General features: G+C 60.6%; 20 protein-coding genes. 14 read left to right on the top strand and 6 right to left on the bottom strand.

The annotated features are described in order from the left end of the window. Window positions 1–19: 19 nt before the first annotated feature. Together ACIPLA_RS03450 and ACIPLA_RS03445 are read right to left on the bottom strand one after the other, a co-directional pair. A complete protein-coding gene (locus ACIPLA_RS03450; RefSeq protein ID WP_192342766.1) occupies window positions 20–526 on the bottom strand; it encodes a DinB family protein in 507 nt (168 codons plus the stop codon). Window positions 527–761: 235 nt separating this feature from the next. Further along, window positions 762–1,871 carry an NAD(P)/FAD-dependent oxidoreductase gene (locus tag ACIPLA_RS03445; RefSeq protein WP_401171479.1) on the bottom strand — a complete coding sequence of 370 codons (1,110 nt, stop codon included), beginning with the start codon at window positions 1,869–1,871 and terminating at the stop codon, window positions 762–764. 287 nt (window positions 1,872–2,158) lie between these two features. Here ACIPLA_RS03445 and ACIPLA_RS03440 point away from each other — a divergent pair, with 287 nt between their 5' ends. Continuing rightward, complete coding sequence (locus ACIPLA_RS03440) at window positions 2,159–2,455, top strand: DUF2388 domain-containing protein (RefSeq protein WP_008012177.1); 297 nt, start codon at window positions 2,159–2,161, stop codon at window positions 2,453–2,455. Between the two features lie 70 nt (window positions 2,456–2,525). Here ACIPLA_RS03440 and ACIPLA_RS03435 read toward each other — a convergent pair whose 3' ends face one another. Further along, complete coding sequence (locus ACIPLA_RS03435; protein ID WP_401171476.1) at window positions 2,526–3,458, bottom strand: pyridoxal-phosphate dependent enzyme; 933 nt, start codon at window positions 3,456–3,458, stop codon at window positions 2,526–2,528. A 245-nt stretch (window positions 3,459–3,703) separates the two neighbouring features. Here ACIPLA_RS03435 and ACIPLA_RS03430 point away from each other — a divergent pair, with 245 nt between their 5' ends. Further along, window positions 3,704–4,363 (top strand): methyltransferase family protein, encoded by a 660-nt coding sequence (locus ACIPLA_RS03430; RefSeq protein ID WP_401171473.1) that lies wholly within the window; start codon window positions 3,704–3,706, stop codon window positions 4,361–4,363. Between the two features lie 117 nt (window positions 4,364–4,480). Here the strand turns inward: ACIPLA_RS03430 and ACIPLA_RS03425 are convergent, their stop codons facing one another. After that, complete coding sequence (locus ACIPLA_RS03425; protein ID WP_218394603.1) at window positions 4,481–5,149, bottom strand: HAD-IA family hydrolase; 669 nt, start codon at window positions 5,147–5,149, stop codon at window positions 4,481–4,483. A 75-nt stretch (window positions 5,150–5,224) separates the two neighbouring features. After that, window positions 5,225–5,632 (bottom strand): response regulator, encoded by a 408-nt coding sequence (locus ACIPLA_RS03420; RefSeq protein WP_401171470.1) that lies wholly within the window; start codon window positions 5,630–5,632, stop codon window positions 5,225–5,227. 203 nt (window positions 5,633–5,835) lie between these two features. Here ACIPLA_RS03420 and ACIPLA_RS03415 point away from each other — a divergent pair, with 203 nt between their 5' ends. After that, on the top strand, window positions 5,836–6,777 hold the full coding sequence (locus tag ACIPLA_RS03415) for a class I SAM-dependent methyltransferase (RefSeq protein ID WP_401171467.1): 942 nt from the start codon (window positions 5,836–5,838) through the stop codon (window positions 6,775–6,777). 22 nt (window positions 6,778–6,799) lie between these two features. Here ACIPLA_RS03415 and ACIPLA_RS03410 read toward each other — a convergent pair whose 3' ends face one another. Next, window positions 6,800–7,573 carry a LuxR C-terminal-related transcriptional regulator gene (locus ACIPLA_RS03410; RefSeq protein WP_401171464.1) on the bottom strand — a complete coding sequence of 258 codons (774 nt, stop codon included), beginning with the start codon at window positions 7,571–7,573 and terminating at the stop codon, window positions 6,800–6,802. Window positions 7,574–7,684: 111 nt separating this feature from the next. Here ACIPLA_RS03410 and ACIPLA_RS03405 point away from each other — a divergent pair, with 111 nt between their 5' ends. The 11 genes from ACIPLA_RS03405 (at window position 7,685) to ACIPLA_RS03355 (ending at window position 21,789) form a co-directional block, all read left to right on the top strand. Then, complete coding sequence (locus tag ACIPLA_RS03405) at window positions 7,685–8,788, top strand: polyamine ABC transporter substrate-binding protein (RefSeq protein ID WP_218394599.1); 1,104 nt, start codon at window positions 7,685–7,687, stop codon at window positions 8,786–8,788. A 166-nt stretch (window positions 8,789–8,954) separates the two neighbouring features. Then, window positions 8,955–10,076: a P1 family peptidase gene (locus ACIPLA_RS03400; RefSeq protein ID WP_401171461.1), complete on the top strand. Its 1,122-nt coding sequence runs from the start codon at window positions 8,955–8,957 to the stop codon at window positions 10,074–10,076. 479 nt (window positions 10,077–10,555) lie between these two features. After that, on the top strand, window positions 10,556–12,313 hold the full coding sequence (locus ACIPLA_RS03395; protein ID WP_218394597.1) for an L-lactate permease: 1,758 nt from the start codon (window positions 10,556–10,558) through the stop codon (window positions 12,311–12,313). Window positions 12,314–12,538: 225 nt separating this feature from the next. Continuing rightward, on the top strand, window positions 12,539–13,912 hold the full coding sequence (locus ACIPLA_RS03390) for a glutamine synthetase family protein (protein ID WP_401171458.1): 1,374 nt from the start codon (window positions 12,539–12,541) through the stop codon (window positions 13,910–13,912). 9 nt (window positions 13,913–13,921) lie between these two features. Beyond that, window positions 13,922–15,313, top strand: a complete 1,392-nt coding sequence (locus ACIPLA_RS03385) for an aldehyde dehydrogenase family protein (protein WP_401171455.1) — start codon at window positions 13,922–13,924, stop codon at window positions 15,311–15,313. A 3-nt stretch (window positions 15,314–15,316) separates the two neighbouring features. After that, complete coding sequence (locus ACIPLA_RS03380; protein WP_192342752.1) at window positions 15,317–16,477, top strand: iron-containing alcohol dehydrogenase; 1,161 nt, start codon at window positions 15,317–15,319, stop codon at window positions 16,475–16,477. Between the two features lie 157 nt (window positions 16,478–16,634). Next, window positions 16,635–18,200 (top strand): amino acid permease, encoded by a 1,566-nt coding sequence (locus ACIPLA_RS03375; RefSeq protein ID WP_218394593.1) that lies wholly within the window; start codon window positions 16,635–16,637, stop codon window positions 18,198–18,200. Window positions 18,201–18,555: 355 nt separating this feature from the next. Further along, the gene (locus tag ACIPLA_RS03370; protein WP_218394592.1) at window positions 18,556–18,744 is read left to right on the top strand and encodes a DUF1843 domain-containing protein; all 189 of its coding nucleotides are present in this window, start codon (window positions 18,556–18,558) and stop codon (window positions 18,742–18,744) included. A gap of 41 nt (window positions 18,745–18,785) precedes the next feature. Further along, window positions 18,786–19,430 carry a DUF1842 domain-containing protein gene (locus ACIPLA_RS03365; RefSeq protein ID WP_218394591.1) on the top strand — a complete coding sequence of 215 codons (645 nt, stop codon included), beginning with the start codon at window positions 18,786–18,788 and terminating at the stop codon, window positions 19,428–19,430. Window positions 19,431–19,484: 54 nt separating this feature from the next. Continuing rightward, a complete protein-coding gene (locus ACIPLA_RS03360) occupies window positions 19,485–20,066 on the top strand; it encodes a DUF1842 domain-containing protein (protein WP_192342749.1) in 582 nt (193 codons plus the stop codon). A 259-nt stretch (window positions 20,067–20,325) separates the two neighbouring features. Then, window positions 20,326–21,789: a GDL motif peptide-associated radical SAM/SPASM maturase gene (locus tag ACIPLA_RS03355; protein WP_218394590.1), complete on the top strand. Its 1,464-nt coding sequence runs from the start codon at window positions 20,326–20,328 to the stop codon at window positions 21,787–21,789. The last annotated feature ends 52 nt before the right edge of the window (window positions 21,790–21,841 follow it).

Below are 21,841 nucleotides of genomic sequence, written 5' to 3'. Positions count from 1 at the left end.
TTGGGCCCGGATACTCGATTCAATACCCCGGAACCTCGCGCAAAAACACCGGCAGGTCAGTGATCGGCGGCAAGGCCGGAATCTCGACGTACATCTGGACCACCCAGCCTCGGTGATAACTGGCGTGGTTGACCACATGCAACAGCATCGCGCCGGCGCTCATGATCCCGCTTTCCCCCGAGACGGAGGTGAATTCGATGGGTTGATCCAGAGAATCGTCGGTCTGGGCCGCACTCCATCCACAGAACCATTGATCGATCTCCTGTTGCGCCATTCGCAGCTCGGGGAGTTCGGTATGGAGCAGGTCATGGGAGGTTTTGAAGTCGTGCCCTCGGCCCTCCAGGTGGGCTTGCCAGATGCAGTCCACCACGTAGATATGGTTCAAGGTGCCGATGATGTTGTTGAACACCGACACCCGTTTGCGGTTGAGCTCTTCCGGTGGCAGCGCCATGAGGCTGTCAAAGAGTCGCTGATCGGCCCAGTGCCTGTAATCGGCGAGCATGCGGGCAGTGCGTACGTTGATCATCAGAGGTCTCCCATGAGGATGGGCGCATTGCCAAGAATAGCCCTCGCGGTGAACGGCATCGCAGACACTGATAACCGGCACCTTCACGACGACCGTTGTAGCAGCTGGCGCTAGGTGGGAGCGGGCTTGCTCGCGAATACGGACTGCCAGTCGACAATGATGCTGCCTGACACACCGGTTTCGCGAGCAAGCCCGCTCCCACATTGGGCCAGCGGCTACAGGATTTCGTCGCGAATCAAATCAAGATCAGACGCTGCACCACCCGGTCAGCCAGCGCCAGGCAACTGGTCAGCCCTGGTGATTCGATGCCGAACAGGTTGACCAACCCCGGTACGCGATGCACATCCGGGCCGCTGATGATGAAGTCGGCGGCCGGTTCGCTCGGCCCGCTGATCTTCGGGCGAATCCCGCTGTAGGCCGGTTGCAGGCTGTTATCGGGCAATGCCGGCCAGTAACGCCGGATCGCCTGATAGAAACCTTCGCTGCGGCGGGGATCGACGCGGTAATCGACTTGCTCGACCCATTCGACATCCGGCCCGAAACGCGCCTGACCGCCCAGGTCCAGGGTCATGTGTACGCCCAACCCGGCGCTTTCCGGTGCCGGGTAAACCAGATGCCGGAACGGCGCCGGACCGCTGAAACTGAAATAACTGCCCTTGCACAGCCAGGCCTTGGGAACGTGCTGCGCTGGCAAGCCTTCGATCCGGCTCGCCACTTCAGGCGCGGACAATCCCGCGCAGTTGATCAACTGATGACAGCTCAACGTCATCGGCTGAGCCCCACCTATTTGCAGCTCGAAACCGTCCTCGGTGCAACGGGCGGATTCCAGGGGCGTGTGAAAGACTATCGAAGTACCGCACGCTTCAGCATCTGCCTGAAGCGCCAGCATCAGGGCATGGGAATCGACGATGCCGGTGGACGGCGACCAGAGCGCGGCAACACAGGATAACGCCGGTTCAAGCGCCTGCGCCTGCCCGGCATCCAGCCATTGCAGGTCATCGACACCGTTGCGCCGGCCCTGTTCCAGCAATGCTTGCAAGGCATGGCACTGACGTTCATCGGTGGCCACGATCAGCTTGCCGATACGCCGGTAATCGACGCCGCGTTCATCGCAGAAGGCGTACAGCCGTTGCCTGCCCTCCACGCACAACTGCGCCTTGAGACTACCCCTCGGGTAATAGATCCCGGCGTGGATCACTTCCGAATTGCGCGAGCTGATGCCCACGCCAATCCCCTCGCCCGCCTCGACCAGAATCACTTCTCGCCCGATCCGCGCCAGGGCTCTGGCCACCGCCAGCCCGACCACACCGGCCCCGACCACCACGCATTCGATATCGACGTTCACCTGCCCTCCCCCCATTCAAGCCAGCCCTCGCTCCCGATAATCGACCACGCTGGAGATTATCGCCAGCATGCCCATGAAGATCCCGTCACGGGTTACCTACGGTCTATGTAGGGTCGGGTGTTCGTCAGGTACCACGATCCGGCTGCGTGATCAGTGGCTGACTATGGCGCAACCGTGCGGTTCTGAGCGCTCACCTGTGCCTATATCGAATCGGCAGGGAACTCCTGAGCACCGTCAGGCATCCTAAATTATGTGTTACTTCCTTTACGCTTTCGGAGGACGCCGTCATGCGCCGTCTGTTGCTCATATCTTCACTAGTGCTTTGTTTGCCCGTTGGTTCGGCCATGGCCGATGTAGACGCAAAAGATGTCGCCACTTCGGCCGGGGTCTCCGCATCGCTGTACTCGACGTTCAAGGATGACAAAATCGTGATTCCCGCACGGGATGATGCCTCTAGCTTCGTGGCAAGTGGCGGTACGATTCGCGGCGTTTATCTGGAGTCGGTGCTGAAGGAAATTCGACAGAATCATCCCGACCTCAAGGCAAGCGATGAGGACCTGGCCAAAGCGATCCTCGCTCAATAAAGTCCAGTCAGTCGCTGAAACCTGTAAAAGTCAGCCGTGGGGCTCGCAACACCGGGATAGTGTTCGAGCCCTAGGTTGCTTGCGCCCCAGCGGACAGGCGCGCCCAGCCGGCGACCAATTGCGCGCTGACGCTGACGCCGCCGCACACCACAATCACCACATCATGGGCCTCGGCAATCGCCGGATGGTCGAGGTACGCCACCGCCAATGAAACGCCGCACGCTGGCTCGACCAACTGACGCAAGTCGTTGGCGTAACGGACCACGCCCATGATCGCCTCATCATCGCTGAGCACCACGCATTCATGCGCAAAATCGAGGATGTGTTGCACCGGCCAGGCCGCCACCTGCGCCGCGCCAAGTGAGGTGGCGACGGTGTCGATGCGCGGCAATCTGACCGGGTGGCCGGCACTGATGGCCGCCGCGAAAGACGCTGCGCCCTGGGTTTCGCACGCAACGATTCGACAATCCATGCGCTGATGACGAATCAGTCCAGTGAGCAGGCCCGCCAGCAACCCTCCGCCGCCCACCGACGTCACCAACACATCGACCTGAGGACAGTCCTCGAGAATTTCATCGATCATCGTGCTGTGCCCTTCCCACAGCACCGGATGATCGAAAGCGGGCACGTATTCGGTGTCCGCGCCCTTTGCGAGTTCTTTCGCCCGTTGATTGGCTTCGTCCCAGACCTTGCCATGAACGATCACCTCGGCACCGGTTTTCCTGATCCTGGCGCGGGTGGTTTCCGGGGTGGTATTCGGCACCACGATGCAGGCTTTCAGCCCCAGGCTGGCAGCGGCCACAGCGGTGGCCAACCCGGCATTCCCCCCGGAAGGACAGACCACTTTGCGCTTGCCCTGCTCCGCGGCCTGACTGCACAGCAGGCCCATGCCGCGCAGTTTGAACGAGCCGCTGGGTTGCAGGTTTTCCAGCTTGAGCCAGATTCGCCGGGTCGGTGTTGACAGGCCTGGGTGCAGAATCAGGGGCGTTCTGATGTGAAGCATCGTGTGCTCCTTGTGACGCTCCCGGCCCAGCGAAATGTTCAACGCGCCGGGAGTGAATAGATAGAATCATCCTTATCCAAGCTTAGTTCACCCAGCCCCGCGACTACCGTCCTGGCGATAACGCGCTGCCCCGCGTAGGAGCTGCCGAAGGCTGCGATCTTTTGATTTTTGAGCGATATTGAAAGGGTCAAGGTCAAAAGATCGCAGCCTTCGGCAGCTCCTACATGTCCTTTGCGAAGTCAGTCATGAAAATCTCGGCCAAACTCGCATTTTTCACCCTCGTCAGCACCCTTGCCTACCTCGCTCTGGCGGTATTCGGGCTGGGCGGGTTGGCAGCTTTTTTCTCGCACCCACCGTTGGTGGTCATTGCGTTTGCAACCTTGGTGATGGCGGTCGTGTCTTTGTTCAGCGAGGGCAACCTGAGCTCCGGCGAACGTGAAGACCGGGCCAATCGCTGGGTATTGCCGGTTTTCGGGGTACTTGGGCTGTTGAGTGGGTACCTGCCAGCCTATACCGACCGGATCGACTTCTGGACCTTCGGTGGCGAGGGCGTGCGTTGGCTGGGCGCGTTGCTGTTCATCGTCGGCGGCGCGCTGCGGATGTGGCCGGTGTTTGTGCTGGGCAAACGCTTCAGCGGCCTGGTGGCGATTCAGCCGGGGCACCGCCTGGTCACCGACGGGATTTATCGGACCTTGCGCAACCCCAGTTACCTGGGGCTGCTGACCAATGGCGTGGGCTGGGCGCTGGCCTTTCGCTCCGGCGTCGGGTTGCTGCTGGTGGCGCTGATGTTGATCCCGCTGATCGCCCGCATTCGCGCCGAAGAAGCGCTATTACGCGCGCAGTTTGGCGGTGAATATGAGGCTTACTGCGCCCGTAGTTGGCGATTGATTCCCGGGATCTACTAACCACCTTCGCGGGCAAGCCTCGCTCCTACAGGGGTAGCGGTGATTCCTGTAGGAGCGAGGCTTGCCCGCGAAGGCGGCGGTACATTCAGCATTGATGTAACTGAAAGCCCTCCCACATCAGAGTGTGTACAGGCTGATCTGGCTGTGGAGATCCACTCGTGCCTCGACCGAGTCATAACTGGCCAAAGTGGCGTGCGGGGTCTGGAGCGGATGAACATGGGTCGCGGTGATGACCATGACGTGGCCGCCCGCCGCTTCACCCGCACGAATCCCCACGGCGGCGTCTTCGAAGATCAGGCACTCGGTGGGCTCGACCCCTAACCGACTGGCGGCCAGCCGATACCCCGCAGGGTCGGGTTTGCCGGCACTGACATCTTCGGCAGTGACCATCACCAAAGGCTCGGGAATGCCTGCCGCCGCCATTCGGCGCAAGGCCAGCGCCCGTGGCGCCGAGGTAACGATGGCCCATTGGTTGGCGGGCAGCGACTTGAGGAAACTCGCCGCACCGGCCACTTCGACAATCCCTTCCACATCCTCGATTTCCGCCTCGGTGATCCACGCGGCTTCAGCTTCGGCGTCCACCCCGGGCAAGGCCAGACGAGTGATGGTGTCGATGGCGCGTACGCCATGGATGGTCGGCAGGAAGGTATCCACATCGACACCGTGGCGCAGGGCCCAGGTGGTCCAGATCCGCTCGGCGGCAGCGATGGAATTGAGGACAGTTCCGTCCATATCGAACAGAAAGGCGCGGTACGAGGTATTGAACACGGAGGCTTGAATGGACAAAGGGCGACTTCCAGAACCAGGCGAATGTTGTCAGGCAATGTACATCACCCACGTGGGAGCTGCCGCAGGCTGCGTCTACACGGTCCGGTTCGAATGCAAGGCGTTTTGCACACAATCGAGCAACTGTCCCACCGCCCAAGGTTTCTTGATGAACGCAACCCGATGCTTGACCCCCGAACTTTTCGGGGTTTCGAAGCCGGACATGATCATGATTGGCTTGTCTGGCCAACGGTCGCCGAACTGATTGGCCAGGTCCGCGCCATTGAGTTTGCCCGGCATGGTGATGTCCGTCAGCAACAGTCCTACCTCCGGCGCGTGCTGCTCCAGAAACTGCGACGCGGCGTCTGCGCTGACCTGTGGTTCAACCGCAAAGCCCTCCTCCTGAAGAATTTCGCAAAGAAACTCCAGAATCAACGGGTCGTCCTCCACCACAAGAATCAAACCGTCAGACAAGTGTGCGCCCGCCGTTGATACTGGACCCATGACTGTGTCACTCCCTGATTACGTAAATGATTTGCGCGGGCTCAAATCCGCCACCTACAGGTATGAACAGCGGACTTCGTGGAAAATTCATTTTTGATACACCTGACTTGGACATTCTCCGTCCAGGCTGACAAATACGACCGTTTGTCAGCGCATAATTGTGGTTAAAATGCCGCCCCCCCATACATGGCCGACTTTGCCCGATGAACCCAGATGCCCTCTCCGTCCTCCACGACCATTTGCTGACAGCGCTTGCGGCTGCGCCCGCAGAAACCCGTCGGCTGTTCCACGGCCGTGGCCGCTGCTGGCCGGGGCTGGAGCAATTGACCGTCGACTGGCTGCAAGGCGTGGTGCTGGTCTGCGTGTTCAAGGAACCGCAAGCGTCGCAACTGGACGATTTGAAGCAGCGGCTGATGGCGATCACGCAGTCGCCTGCATGGGCGACATCCGGCGCGCATACCTTGCTGCTGCAACATCGATACCTGCCGGAAAGCACCACCGAATGGCTGCTCGGGGAGCCGATCGACGAGATGACGATCACCGAGGGCGGCCTGCATTATCGCGTGGACCTGGGCCGCAAACAGAACACCGGCCTGTTCCTCGACATGCGCTACGGCCGCGATTGGGTGCGGGCCAATGCTGATGGCAAGCGGGTGTTGAACCTGTTCGCCTATACCTGCGGGTTTTCGGTGGCCGCCATTGCGGGTGGCGCTACGCATGTGGTCAATCTGGACATGGCTCGCTCGGCCCTGAGCCGTGGCCGCGACAATCATCGGCTCAATGGGCATGACTTGAGCAACGTGAGTTTTCTCGGCCATGACCTGTTCAAGTCCTGGGGCAAGGTGATCGGCAAAGGCCCATATGACCTGGTGATCATCGACCCGCCGTCCTTTCAGAAAGGCAGTTTTCTGCTGACCAAGGATTACCAGCGCGTGCTGCGCCGCCTGCCGGAATTGCTCAGCCCACAGGGCACGGTGCTGGCTTGCATGAACGATCCGGCGTTCGGTGCGGACTTTCTCATCGATGGCGTCACCCGCGAAGCGCCAAGCTTGCGGTTTGAGCAGCGACTGGAGAATCCGCCAGAGTTTCCCGATGCCGATGTTGAGTGCGGGTTGAAGGCGTTGGTGTTCACGCTGAAAAACTGAGTCACCGCTCGCCCACAAGGTATCAACGCGGCTGCAACACCAGCGCAAACAGCTCGCCATGCCCACTGACATTGAGCTTGTGATAGAGATTGCGCCGATGCACCTTCACCGTTTCCGGGGAAATACCCAGTTGCTGGGCGATGGCTTTGCTGGAGAAGCCCTGGAGAATCAGCCGCGCCGTTTCGACTTCGCGCACCGACAAACGCGCATCGAAGCGATCCAGCAGGGTCGCCAAGTCGCCAGCCACAGCCTCGGCGGTAGGCCCTTCCGGGGGCATCAGTTGCAGGTGACGGCGCATGGCCGCCAGCACCCAATCACGCACACACAGCAGACGGCCCTGCTCTTCAAGGGTGAACACCGTCGAGCGCCCCAACGATAAACCGAGTACCGCGCCGTCGACGTTGACCATGAACTGCAACTCGTCGCGACCCACCACCGAGCGGAAGTAGCTCAGGTAATACTCGCTCTGCTGAAACTGGTCGGGAGCCACGGCGGCCAGGCTGTGCAAGCCATCGGCAATACCGGCACAAGCGGCCTGGTAGAACGGATCGAGCAGGTACATGCCGGCGCTGTAGTCCGCCAGTTCTTCATGCTCGTCGGCGCCACCCTTGGAGTCGAAATCAATCAGCAGCCGGGGCACCCGCCCCGATCGCATTACCGCGACCAACGCGTTATCCAGTGGCACCAATAGCCGTAGCGTGTCCACCAGCGCACGCCAGAACCCGTCCTGAGCCAACGCCGCAAAGACCCGCGCCAACCCCTGGTGCACCGGCAATTCTTTGAGCAACGCGTCCACGCCCTACCCCTTTCGAGTAACCCATGATGGGAATGGGTGAGTCCCCCGCCTGCCGATACGCTGCAAGCACCTGATCATCACCGGCCTGCAGCAGGCCAGGAGTGCCGCATCATGAGTTGTCATCGCTCGCATATCAACCTGGGACTGGGCGCCTGTTTGTGCGCTTCGCTCTCGGCGGTCGCCGCTGACGCCCCCACCGTGAACGTCTACAACTGGTACGACTACATCGGCCCCAACACCTTGCAGGATTTCAAGCGCGACACCGGGATCCAGCCGGTTTACGACACCTTCGACAGCGCCGAAGTCCTGGAAGGCAAACTGCTGACCAGCCGCAGCGGCTACGACGTGGTGGTGGCCAGCAACTTCAGCCTGCCGACGCTGATCAAGGCCGGGGCGCTTGCACCACTGCCTCGCGCGCAAATGCCTGATTACAAAAACATGGATACCGCGCTGCTGGCGAAACTGGCCAACAACGATCCGGGTAACCAGTACGCTGTGCCGTATCTATGGGGCACCAACGGCATCGGCTACAACGTCGACAAAGTCCGCGCCGCCTTGGGTAACAAGGCGCCGGTGGACTCCTGGGAGCTGGTGTTCAACGAAGCGAACCTGGCCAAGCTCGGCGAGTGCGGCGTGGCGATGCTCGACTCGCCTTCGGAGATGCTGCCGGTCGCGCTGCATTACCTGGGCCTGCCGCCCAACAGCACCAACCCCGAGGACTACAAGAAAGTCCAGGCGCTACTGCTCAAGCTGCGCCCGCACATTGCCTACTTCAATTCTTCAAAATTCATCAGCGACCTGGCCAACGGCAACATCTGCGTGGCGGTGGGTTGGTCCGGCGCGATGCTGGAAGCCAAGACCAACGCCGAACAAGCAGGCAATGGTGTGAAGATCGCCTACAGCTTGCCGAAGGAAGGGGCGCCGGTGTGGTTCGACACCTTGGTGCTGCTCAAGGACGCGCCGCATCCGCAGCAAGGCCTGGCGTTCATCGACTACTTGATGCGCCCCGAAGTCATCGCCCCGGTCACGGACCACCTGTCCTACCCCAACGGCAATCGCAGCGCGACCCGCCTGGTGGCCGAGGCGACTCGCAACAACCCTGCCATTTACCCGCCGACCGAGGCCTTGGCCAAGCTGTTTACCCTTGAACCTCTGCCCAAGGCGACCGAGCGCGTACGCACGCGCGTCTGGAGCGCCGTGAAAAACGGTCAGTGATCCTACGCAATCCCTGTGGGAGCGGGCTTGCTCGCGAAAGCGGTGTGTCAGACGACATCAATATTGACTGTGCCGCCGCCTTCGCGAGCAAGCCCGCTCCCACAGGTTCCTTACCTTCGGGTCAATAAGCCCCCTTTTTTCAGACCAATCGAACATGAGAACCACCATGAAACCACGTGCCCGCGACCTGAACATTCAGTTCGGCCAACTGCAACCCGGCCCCCTCAACGCCATCACCGATGTGCCCGGCGTACGGGTCGGCCACAGCAATGTGCGAGGACGAACTGCCAGCGGCCGCAACATCCATACCGGTGTCACGCTGATCGAGCCGCGTGACGGTTCCGCCAATCAACAGCCATGCTTCGCCGGCGTCCATGTGCTCAACGGTAATGGCGACGCCACGGGGCTTGAGTGGATTCGCGAGGCCGGTCTGCTGACCAGCCCGATTGCCTTCACCAACACCCATAGCCTGGGCATCGTGCGCGATGCGCTGATCGTTTTGGATCGTCAGGAGCAATCCGACGATGGGCGCCTTTACTGGAACATGCCCGTGGTGCTGGAAACGTTCGACGGCTTGCTCAACGACATCAATGGTTTTCATGTACGTCCGGAACATGTGGCCGAAGCTCTGCACGCAGCCGTCGGCGGCCCGGTCATCGAAGGCGCAGTGGGCGGTGGCAGCGGGATGATCTGTCATGAATTCAAGGGCGGGATCGGCACCGCCTCGCGACGGCTGAATGGTGCTCAAGGAGGCTGGACCGTCGGCGCAATCGTCCAGGCCAACCACGGCATTCGTCACGAATTACGCGTCGACGGTTACCCCGTGGGGCGTTATATGGAGCAGGTCGACTCGCCCTTCCTCAAAGCCTCCCTGCCCCATCCGGGCATGGGCTCCATCGTCGTCTGCCTGGCCACCGACGCGCCTCTTTTACCACACCAATGCACGCGCCTCGCGCAACGTGCCAGCCTCGGACTGGCCCGCACCGGTGGCGGCAATGAAGACCACAGCGGCGACATTTTCGTGGCCTTCGCCACCGGCAATCAGCACGTGCCGCCAGCCGCTTATGAAGGCAAAGGCGCCCCCACCTGCGACCACCTGAGGATGGTCAACAACGACCACATCAGTGAGCTGTTCCTGGCCGCCACCGAAGCCGTGGAAGAAGCCATCATCAACGCCCTGTTGGCCTCGAACACCACCGAAGGCAACGGCCATACGGTGCCGGGCCTGGATGCCAACACCTTGCTCAAAGCGCTGCGCCAGGCCGGTTGGCCGGGAGGATTAGACTAATGGTACTTGAGTGCCAGCCCCCGGCTTCTTACGATGTTGATACGTAGCGGTTGGAGGTTTAAAGCCGTTGCGTAGGTGGTGAGTGAACTGAACCCCAATAAGCTCACCACTTGTTTCATGCGCATCTTGAGCCTCTGGGCTCTACTTCCTCCCCATCAAAGAGCTTTGAGGCTCTTTTTTTGTCTGTAAAAACTCCAGCGACCCTAAAGCCCGGCATCTGACCGCAACGCGAGTCAGGACTTTGTAGGAGCCAGGCTTGCCGGCGAAGGCGTCCATAAGAGTGCCTTCGCCGGCAAGTCGGATCGCCCACCGCTGGCTCCTACGAAAAGCGGTTTACTCGCTTACTGACGCCGACTGCAAAACAGCCCCTTCAGACTGAGACCACCCCCGCCAGGACAGCAGCGTAATGCCACCTATACTCCAAACCACCTTCCCCCACGGGGGGCTGCGCTACCAACAATAAAAAGCAGAGGTGGAACATGGTCTGGCAGCAAATCTACGACCCTTTCGATAACCCCATGCTATCAACCATCATGGCGGCGGTGCCGGTGGTGGTGATGCTGGCCTCCCTGGCGTTTTTCCACATCAAGGCGCATCTGGCGGCGTTGTTGGCCCTGGGCTCGGCCTTGTTGATTGCGATTTTTGCCTTCGGCATGCCGGCGAACATGGCGGGCTCGGCCGCGCTTTACGGCGCCGCCAACGGTCTGCTGCCGATTGGCTGGATCGTGCTCAACATCATCTTCCTGCACCGGCTGACGACCGAGAACGGCTCGTTCAAAGTGCTGCAAGACTCCCTGGCGCGCATCACTGACGATCGACGTCTGCAACTGCTGCTGATTGCCTTCTGCTTCGGCGCTTTCTTCGAAGGAGCCGCCGGTTTCGGCACCCCCGTGGCGGTGACCGGGGCCATTCTGATCGGGCTGGGCTTTTCGCCCCTGGCCGCGTCTGGCCTGGCGTTGATTGCGAATACCGCCCCCGTGGCATTCGGCGCCTTGGGCACGCCCATCATCACCCTGGCCAAAGTGACCGGGCTGGATGAAATGGAGCTGTCGATGATGGTCGGCCGGCAACTGCCATTTTTCTCGGTGATGGTGCCGTTCTGGCTGATCTGGGCCTTCGCCGGCTGGCGCAAGATGCTGGAAATCTGGCCGGCGATCCTGGTCGCCGGGGTCAGCTTCGCCATACCGCAGTTTCTCGTGTCCAACTACCACGGGCCGATGCTGGTGGATGTAATCGCCGCGCTGATTTCCATGGCCTGCCTGACCGGTTTCTTGAAGGTCTGGAAGCCGGCCACTGTGCATACCTCCGCCGCGTTGTCAGGCCGGGCCGACGACTCCAGAGTAGAGCCTGACCCGGATGAGAAACCCAGCGCAACCTTTGCCAGCGACGCCAAACCTGCCGTGATGCGGGCGTGGATGCCATGGATCATCCTCACGGTCTTCGTGTTTGCCTGGGGCACCCAGAGCTTCAAAAACCTGTTCGATACCCGCCCGGTCATGGATCCCCAAACCCACTCGGCCAAGCTCGATCCCCAAGGCAAGCCGATGCGCGAGGCCAACCCGATCTTTGCCCCGACCTTGACCTTCGCCACTATTCACCAACAGATCGAAAAGGTGCCGCCCGTGGTACCCACACCTAAAAAAGAGGACGCGGTTTACAAGTTCACCTGGCTCACCAGTACCGGCAGCGGCATCTTGCTGGCGGCGATCCTCGGCGGGCTGCTGATGGGTTATTCCATCCCGCAGCTGCTGCACCAATACGTGCGAACGCTGTGGGTGGTGCGTTACTCGCTCATCACGATTGTGGCCATGCTTGCCCTGGGCTTCCTGACCCGCTACTCGGGCCTGGACGCCACCATGGGCCTGGCCTTCGCCGCCACGGGCATTTTCTACCCCATGTTCGGCACGTTGCTCGGCTGGCTCGGCGTTGCCCTGACCGGTTCGGACACGGCCTCCAACGTGCTGTTCGGCGGCTTGCAACGGGTGACCGCCGAGCAGTTGGGCCTGAGCCCGGTCTTGATGGCGGCGGCCAACAGTTCCGGCGGGGTCATGGGCAAGATGGTCGACGCCCAGTCGATCGTGGTCGCGTCCACCGCCACCCGCTGGTACGGCCATGAAGGGGAAATCCTGCGCTACGTGTTTTTCCACTCCGTGGTGCTGGCGATTCTGGTCGGCGGGCTGGTGACGTTGCAGGCCTATGTGGCGCCGTTCAGTCATATGGTGGTGGGCGGGAATTAACCGAGGCGAGCGCTGTTAACCATGGCCCGGCATCGCAAACCGGGCCATGGCTCACGCCCGAACCGCCGTTCACATCAGGCCGAAACTTGCGCATGGCAACAGTAGGCTAAGCTTTCATCAGCTCATTGCACACGATGCTCGATTCTGCAGGTTTTGGTTTTTTCTGGAGAGCGTCAGCAACAGCTACTTCAGACAGGCCCAAACTTTTCACGCAGGACTGACGTGATGACCGAGCCCCTCCTCAGCTTTGATGCACTCAAGCGCGCCGCTGCCTCCGGCGAAATCGATACCGTGTTGGTCTGCATGGTCGACATGCAAGGACGACTGGTCGGCAAACGATTCCAGGTCGAGTTTTTTATCGACAGCGGCCATGAAGAAACCCACTGCTGCAATTACTTGCTCGCTGACGACATCGACATGGAACCGGTGCCGGGTTACGCCGCGGCCAGCTGGAGCAAAGGCTATGGCGATTTTGTCCTGAAACCCGATATGGCCACCTTGCGTCGCGTGCCTTGGCTGGAATGCACGGCGCTGGTGCTCTGCGACGTGCTCGATCATCACCACCGGCGCGACCTGCCGCACAGCCCGCGGGCGATTCTGAAAAAGCAGGTCGAGCGCCTGCGCGAACGTGGCTATACCGGCATGTTCGCCTCGGAGCTGGAGTTCTATCTGTTCGACGAGAGCTATGAGGCGATCCACGAGCGCAACTACCACAAGCCGAAGACCGCCGGCCATTACATCGAGGATTACAACATCCTGCAGACCACCCGCGAGGAGCCGGTATTGCGGGCGATTCGCAAGCATCTGCAGGCCTCCGGCATTCCGGTGGAAAACTCCAAGGGTGAATGGGGGCCGGGGCAGGAAGAGATCAACATCCGTTATGCCGATGCCCTGACCATGGCCGACCACCATGTGATCATCAAACACGCCTGCAAGGAGATTGCGCAACTGCAGGGCAAGGCGATCACGTTCATGGCCAAGTGGCGCTATGACGCCGCCGGTTCCAGCAGCCATGTGCACAATTCGCTATGGGACAAGAATGCCAAGAAGCCGCTGTTCTTTGATCCCAAGGCCGAGTTTGGCATGTCGAAGCTGATGCGCTCCTGGGTGGCCGGACAGCTCAAATACGCCAACGACATCACCTGTTTTCTTGCGCCCTATATCAATTCGTACAAGCGCTTCCAGGCCGGCACCTTCGCGCCGACGCGGGCCGTATGGAGCCGGGATAATCGCACCGCAGGCTTTCGTTTGTGCGCGGAAGGCAGCAAGGCCATCCGTATCGAATGCCGCATCGGTGGCGCCGACCTCAATCCTTATCTGGCCTTCGCCGCCTTGATCGCCGCGGGGCTGGCCGGTATCGACGAGAAACTCAGCCTCACGCCGCCCTTCGAGGGCGATGCCTACGTCGACGAGCACTTGCCTGAAGTGTCGAAAACCCTGCGCGAAGCCTGCGCCGCGCTCAAGGCCTCGAGCATGTTGCGCGAGGCGTTCGGTGATGAAGTGATCGACCACTACGTGCACACCGCCGAGTGGGAACAGAAAGAGTACGACCGGCGCATCACCGACTGGGAACTGCAGCGCGGCTTCGAGCGCTATTGAGCACACACCATGACTGAGATCGTTCAACTCATCTCCCCGGTCGATGGCCGGGTCTACGCCGAACGCCGCCGTGCCGATGCGGCGCAGCTCGACCAGGCTCTGACGGCGGCCGCAGCCGCCCAGGCGCAATGGCAGCGCCGACCACTGAGCGAACGCGCCGCGTTTTGCAGCGCCGCCGTGGACGCGATGCTGGCGATGAAGGCCGAGATCGTGCCGGAACTGGCCTGGCAGATGGGCCGCCCGATACGCTTCGGCGCCGGCGAGCTGCGCGGTTTCGAAGAACGTGCGCGACACATGATCGCCATTGCGCCTGAAGCGTTGGCAGCGATTGAACCTGCGCCTGTCGCCGGTTTTCGGCGCTGTATCAAACGTGAACCGTTGGGTACGGTGCTGGTCGTCGCACCGTGGAATTACCCCTATCTGACGGCAGTCAATACGATCATCCCGGCGCTGATGGCGGGCAACAGCGTGGTCCTCAAACACGCTTCGCAAACGTTGCTGGTGGGCGAGCGTTTCGCCGAGGCCTTTCGCCGCGCCCATCTACCCGAAGGCCTGTTCCACAACGTGCTGCTCGATCATCAGCAGACTGCCGCGGTCATCGCTTCAGGACGCGTGCAGCAGGTGAACTTCACCGGCTCGGTTGACGCCGGCAAAGTCATGGAAAGCGCCGCCACTGGATGCTTCCTCAGCGTGGGCCTGGAGCTTGGCGGCAAAGACCCCGCCTACGTCCGGGCAGACGCCAACCTTGAGCATGCGGTGGAAAACCTGGTGGACGGCAGTTTCTTCAACTCCGGACAGAGTTGCTGCGCCGTCGAACGTATCTATGTCGATGAAAAAATTTACCCGGCCTTTGTCGAGCGCTTCGTCGCCTTGACCCGTCAATACGTACTCGGCAATCCGCTGGACGAAGCCACCACCCTCGGCCCCCTGATCACACCGAGCGCCGCTGAATTCGTTCGCGGGCAGATCGCCGATGCGCTGGCACAAGGGGCCAGGGCGTTGATCGATCCAAAGGGCTTTCCCGCCGACGTGCCGGGCAGCGCCTACCTCGCGCCGCAGGTACTGGTGGACGTCACCCATCAAATGTCGGTGATGCGCGAGGAAAGTTTTGGCCCGGTGGTCGGCATCATGCCGGTGGCCAGCGACGACGAAGCCATCGCCTTGATGAACGACAGCGAGTTCGGGCTCAGCGCTTCTATCTGGACCCAGGATCTCGCCGCCGCCGAACGCATCGGCGACGAGATCGCCACCGGCACCGTGTTCATGAACCGCTGCGATTATCTGGACCCTGCCCTGGCCTGGACCGGGGTGAAAAACAGCGGGCGCGGCGTCACGCTGTCGCGCCTTGGCTATGAACACCTGACCCGCGCGAAATCCTTCCATCTGCGCCACGAGATCTGAGCCATGAGCCTGACCGCGAACTGGAACTACCCCACGAGCATCCGCTTCGGCGTTGGCCGCATCGCCGAACTGGCCGAGGTCTGCCGCAGCCAAGGGATCCAGCGACCGTTGCTGGTCACCGACAGCGGCCTGGCGCGTGCCCCGATCACCACCGCGGCGCTGGAATCCTTGCGCGCTGCCGGCCTTGGTGTAGCGCTGTTTAGCGACCTCAAGCCGAATCCGATCGAAGCCAATCTGGCAGGTGGACTCGACGCCTGGCGCGCCGGCAAACACGACGGCGTGGTCGCCTTCGGCGGTGGCAGTGGCCTGGACATGGGCAAGCTCATCGCGTTCATGAGCGGCCAGACCCGACCGGTTTGGGATTTCGAAGACATCGGCGACTACTGGACACGCGCCGACGAAAGCAGCATCGCCCCGGTCATTGCGGTGCCGACCACCGCCGGCACCGGTTCCGAGGTGGGCCGTGCGGCGGTGATCATCGACGAGCGTACGCACACCAAACGCATCATTTTTCACCCGAAAATGATGCCGCGGGTGGTCATCAGCGACCCGGCCCTCACCGTCGGCATGCCGGCAAAAGTCACCGCCGGCACCGGCATGGATGCGTTTGCCCATTGCCTGGAATCGTACTGCGCTCCCGGCTTTCATCCGATGGCCGAAGGCATTGCGGTGGAAGGCATGCGCCTGGTGGCCAATGCCCTGGTACGCGCCGTACACACCCCCTCCGACCTCGACGCGCGCGCGCAAATGCTGGCAGCTGCGGCGATGGGCGCCACCGCTTTCCAGAAAGGCCTGGGTGGCATGCACGCACTCGCCCATCCAGTGGGCGCCCTGTACGACACCCACCACGGCATGACCAATGCCACGTTCATGCCCTATGTGCTGAAGTTCAACCGCCCAGCCATCGAGGAACGCATCACCCGCCTGGCGGCTTATTTGCGTCTGCCCTCCCCGGGATTCGACAGCTTTCTGGCCTTCGTCCTCAAGCTGCGCAAAGACATCGGCGTGCCGCATACGCTGTTTGAACTGGGGGTGGATGACAAGCAGGCCGATCTGATCGCGGACATGGCGATTGTCGACCCCTGCGCCGGCGGCAACCCGCTGCCGTTGACACGAACTGGCGCGGCAGAAATTTTCGACGCGGCGTTCCACGGCCGCCTCTAGAGCAATCGTCTGTCCATGGCCAACGTGTGAGCACGCAACCTGGATGGATTTCAACCGTTAGAGGCAGGAGCAGTACAACAGGGGGTTGAAGACAAACCCATTCGGCAACGCACCACGCGGATGGATGTGGATCAAAACCTGAACAAGAGCACACGTTATGAGTCCAGTAAGCCAACCTGGCGCCACCGCGCCACAAGACGACGACATCAAGGTGTTGCACAGCATGGGCTATGCCCAGCAGCTTTCGCGACGCATGGGCGTTTTCTCCAACTTTGCCATTTCCTTTTCGATCATTTGCATCCTCTCGGGTGGCATCAACTCGCTGGCACAGGGCACCTCGGGTGCAGGCGGTGCAGCCATCGGTATCGGCTGGCCACTGGGCTGCCTGATCTCCGGGGTTTTCGCCATGGCCATGGCACAGATTTCCTCGGCCTTCCCCACCGCTGGCGGCCTTTATCACTGGGGCTCGATTCTCGGTAACCGCTTTACCGGCTGGCTGACGGCCTGGTTCAACCTGTTGGGGCTGATCACGGTGCTCGGCGCGATCAACGTCGGTACCTATTACTTCTTTTTCGGTGCCTTCGGACCGGCCCTGGGAATGGAAGACACCATCACCACACGGATTACTTTCCTGGCGATCCTGACCGGCCTCCAGGCCTTGTGTAACCACTTCGGCATCGGCCTGACGGCAAAGCTCACCGACTTCTCGGGCTACCTGATCTTCGCCACGGCGCTCGCGCTGACCATCGTCTGCCTGATCGCCGCACCCAGCTATGAGTTCGCCCGACTGGTGACCTTCGGCAACTACTCCGGCGAGGCTGGCGGCAACGTCTGGCCACAGGTGTCGAACAGCTGGATTTTCATGCTCGGCCTGCTCTTGCCGATCTACACCATCACCGGCTACGACGCCTCGGCGCATACCTCCGAAGAAACCCATCAGGCATCCGTGTCGGTACCGGTCGGGATGGTCAGCTCGGTGGCCTGGTCGCTGCTGTTCGGCTGGGTGATGCTCTGCTCGTTTGTACTGATGCTGCCGAGCATGGACGAAGCGGCGAAGCAGGGTTGGAATGTGTTCTTCTGGGCGATGGACACTCAGGTGAACCCGGCGATCAAGATGGCGCTTTACCTGGCCATTTTCATCTCGCAGGTTCTCTGCGGGCTGGCGACCGTGACCTCGGTTTCGCGCATGATCTTCGCGTTTTCCCGTGACGGCGGCCTGCCCTTCTCCAAAGCATTGGCCTCGGTCTCACCGACCCATCGCAGCCCCGTGCCAGCGATCTGGACCGGTGCCACGCTCGCGGTGTTGTTCGTGTGGGGATCGTCCCTGGTATCGATCGGCGAAACGCCGGTTTACACGATCGTGGTCTCCTGCACGGTGATCTTCCTGTTCTTCTCTTTCATCATTCCCATCGTGCTGGGCCTGTTTACCTACGGGACTGCGAAGTGGCCGACCATGGGGCCGTGGAACATGGGGCGCGGGTTTTACTCATTGTTCGCCATCCTCTCGATCCTTTCGATGGTGCTGATCTTTGTCATCGGCATTCAGCCACCGAACGAATGGGCGCTGTACATCACGCTCGGTTTTCTGATTCTGACGGCGATTGTCTGGTTCGCCTTTGAAGCCCGGCGCTTCCAGGGCCCACCCGTAGGCGACATGATCATCAAGCGTCAGGCAGAAATTGCAGCGGTTGAAGAAGCGTTGAACAAACAGGCTGGGAGCTGACATGTAGGAGCCAGGCTTGCCGGCGAAGGCGTCCTCAAGAGCGACTTCGCCGGCAAGTCTGGCTCCTACGAAAAGCGTATCAACCAACAGGAAGCACAAGGTGCGTTACTTGTCTTGATTAATCAAATACGAATAATGGCGATAAGGAACTTAACGTTTATGAAGAAATCACTGAACAGGTCTTTCTTCATTACCATTCTTAATATTGAACCTACCGCCGCATAACCCATCGCGATTAATAAAATAATATAAAAAATTACTCTTCAGTTGCCCATTGCATATTTATCCGCGCCTGCTTAACTGCAAAAACTGCTGATGACAGCAGTGCCCGCAAAACACCACGGAAGGAATCGTTATGAGTAGTTCAACTCGTCATAGCATGCCCCCCTATGGGGTGGCCATCCAAAGCGCGATCAAGGCAGGTGACCTGCCGCAAATGAAGACGCTATTGAAACAACGCGATGCATCCACACCAGAAAACAAAGAGCTAAATACCGCTTACGAGCAGTTGGCCAAGGAAGTCGCACGCTTGGAAAAGCACTAACAGCTATTTCCGCTCCCCTTATTGCAATGGAGGCAATAACCATGTCTGGTTCTAATCAGCAACTTGTCGGTTTGTTCCCGCTCGGCTACCGAATTGGTACTTCGATGCCGGGTGCACAAAGTCTGGCACTCAATCTCCTGGTCTTTACCCCTGATGAGACTGTAATCGGCACCGCTGCAATCACTCAGGCGACCAACCCGCCGCTGGATGTGCATTCCGATGTCTGGGGCGAATACACCTACCTGACGGTCATGTCACCCGGCGTCAGCAAAATCCTGATCACCGCCCAAGGCAATCACGGCGGCTCGGGCTCCAATTCCATCGTGAATTTCAAGTTGCGACTGGTGGTGGGCACCGACTGGAAAGAAGGGGTCGCCAACTACTCGTACTTGAATGGTCAGCAGTGGGTCGAGGTCAACAATGCTCCCGCCCACCTCATTGAGGCGGTGCCGTCCCACGTTTCCCCGCTGCCGTTGGAACCCGGCCCGGTGATTCCGCCGGAATCATCGTATCCGCCAATCATGCCGCTGTACGCCGCACCGATTCAAAGTGCAATGGCCAGTGGTGACCTGGCCCAGATGAAGAACCTGTCGCGCCTGGCCCAGAAGCAACTGGATCAGCAACCCCAACTGCAGACGGCGCTTGAAACGGCCAAGGAAGAAATCAGCCGGCAGGAACGCCGCTGACTCGAACACGAAATATGCCCGACTTGTCTTGAACACAAATAAGGGAGTAGCACCATGTCAATCGGACTTTTTCATACCCGCCTCAACATCAGCAGTCACCTGCTGGGCGCACCGGTTTTAACCCTCGATTTGCTAGTGGATACCGCAAAGAAAAAAGTCAGCGGGATTGCCAGTATTTTCCAAAGCACCTACCCACCCCTCAACTTCCGAGCCCGTGTATGGGGTGAGTACTCCGAGGCCAAACTGGTGCCGACGGCGGAGAACCACATCATCCTCACCCTGGCCGGCAGCCCGAGCGGCCCTCTCAGCCAGATCGCCCAGACCTTCGGTTTGAAGGGCATTTTAGGCGGCGATTGGGCGAGCGGTTATGCCGACTACAAGTACGAGAATCAGGGCCAATGGCATTACGTGAAACACGCAGCGGTCAGCCAGGCTCCCGTTATTGTGCGTCCAGAGCATCCGCACCATGCGGTGCCGCTCTACGCCGTCGCGGTACAGCAAGCGCAAGCCAGCGGTGACCTGGCGCAACTGAAGGCCGTGGTCAGCCAGGGTGAACAGCAACTGGCCCACAGCGGTGCGCTGCGTAACGCACTGGATCAGTTGAACGTTGAAATCGCCCGACTGGAGGCTCGCTAACCCGCACCCGGTAATGCCGTCAGGCAAGCATCCATGTGGGAGCGGGCTTGCTCGCGAAGGCGGCAGCACAGTCAATATTGATGTTGCCTGACACACCGCTTTCGCGAGCAAGCCCACTCCCACAGGGTTCCGCGCTTAACTGACTGGTCCGGTTCACTTCAACAACAAAAGGTAAATCCGGTCGCGCCACTGCCCCAAGGAAGGCGCGAACACTTCGATGGATTCGTGCCGCGCACACGTTGGTGCGCAAGGATTTCCCATGTCAGACACTCGCCCTGCCCGCTACCTCAGTGAAACCGACCTCAAACGCTACGTGCCGGTGCATGTGGTCTGGGAAATCACCCTGGCCTGCGATCTCAAATGCCTGCATTGCGGCTCACGCGCCGGCCACAGACGCCCCGATGAATTGAACACCCGGGAATGCCTGGACGTCATCGATTCCCTGGCCGCCCTCGGCACCCGTGAGATCACCCTGATCGGTGGTGAAGCCTATTTGCGCAAGGACTGGACGCAGCTGATCCAGGCCATCCACGATCACGGCATGTATTGCGCCATACAAACCGGTGGACGCAACCTGACACCGGCGAAAATGCAGGCAGCGGTGGATGCCGGGCTTAATGGCGTCGGTGTTTCACTGGATGGATTGGCCCCGCTGCATGACGCGGTACGCAATGTTCCGGGCTCCTTCGACAAAGCGGTTGATACCCTGCGGCGGGCCAAACAGTCCGGGCTTGCGGTGAGCGTCAACACCCAAATCGGCGCAGCCACGTTGCCCGACTTGCCCGAATTGATGGACCTGATTATCGGCCTCGGTGCCACTCACTGGCAGATCCAGCTGACGGTCGCGATGGGCAATGCCGTCGATCACCCGGAGCTGTTATTGCAGCCTTATCAACTGCTGGAAGTGATGCCGTTGCTGGCGCGTCTGTATCGCGAAGGTGTCGACCGCGGGCTGCTGATGAACGTGGGCAACAACATTGGTTACTACGGGCCTTATGAACACATGTGGCGTGGTTTCGGCGACGAGCGCGTGCACTGGAGTGGCTGCGCCGCCGGCCAGACCGTGCTGGCGCTGGAGGCCGACGGCACCGTCAAGGGTTGCCCGTCATTGGCAACCGTGGGGTTTTCGGGCGGCAACGTTCGCAACATGAGCCTGCACGATATTTGGCACTACAGCGAAGGCATGCACTTTGGCCGATTGCGCGGCGTCGAAGATCTGTGGGGCTATTGCCGAAGCTGTTACTACAACGATGTCTGCCGTGGCGGCTGCACCTGGACGTCGCACTCCCTGCTCGGCAAACCCGGCAACAACCCCTACTGCCATTACCGCGCGCTGGACCTGCAAAAACGCGGGCTGCGCGAGCGCATCGTCAAACTCGAGGACGCGGCGAAGACCTCCTTCGCCGTCGGACGTTTTGACCTGATCACCGAACGCATCGACACCGGCGAGACGGTCAGCAGCGTCAGCGACAGCGGCCAGGTGATCAAACTGGCCTGGGCAAACCAGGGCCAGAAATCGCCGGACGAAGGACGTATTCCACCGCAACTGGCGCTGTGTCGGGGTTGTTTGCAGTACATCCATGCGCACGAAGTGACCTGCCCTCACTGCAACGCCGATGTCGCCGCCGCAGAAGCCGTGCACCAGACAGACCGTGCCCGGCAACAAGCGATTATCAACACCCTGACTGGCCTGCTGGGGATGCCGCAAAATACCTTGATGTAAGGGAGTAATGGCCCGTCAGTCAAAATGCGATACCTGTGGGAGCGGGCTTGCT

It is taken from the genome of Pseudomonas sp. NPDC086112 (assembly GCF_044746425.1).
Classification (GTDB): Bacteria; Pseudomonadota; Gammaproteobacteria; order Pseudomonadales; family Pseudomonadaceae; genus Aquipseudomonas.
Note: the sequence above shows the minus strand (reverse complement) of the source record. Positions and strands in the feature narration are given on the sequence as shown.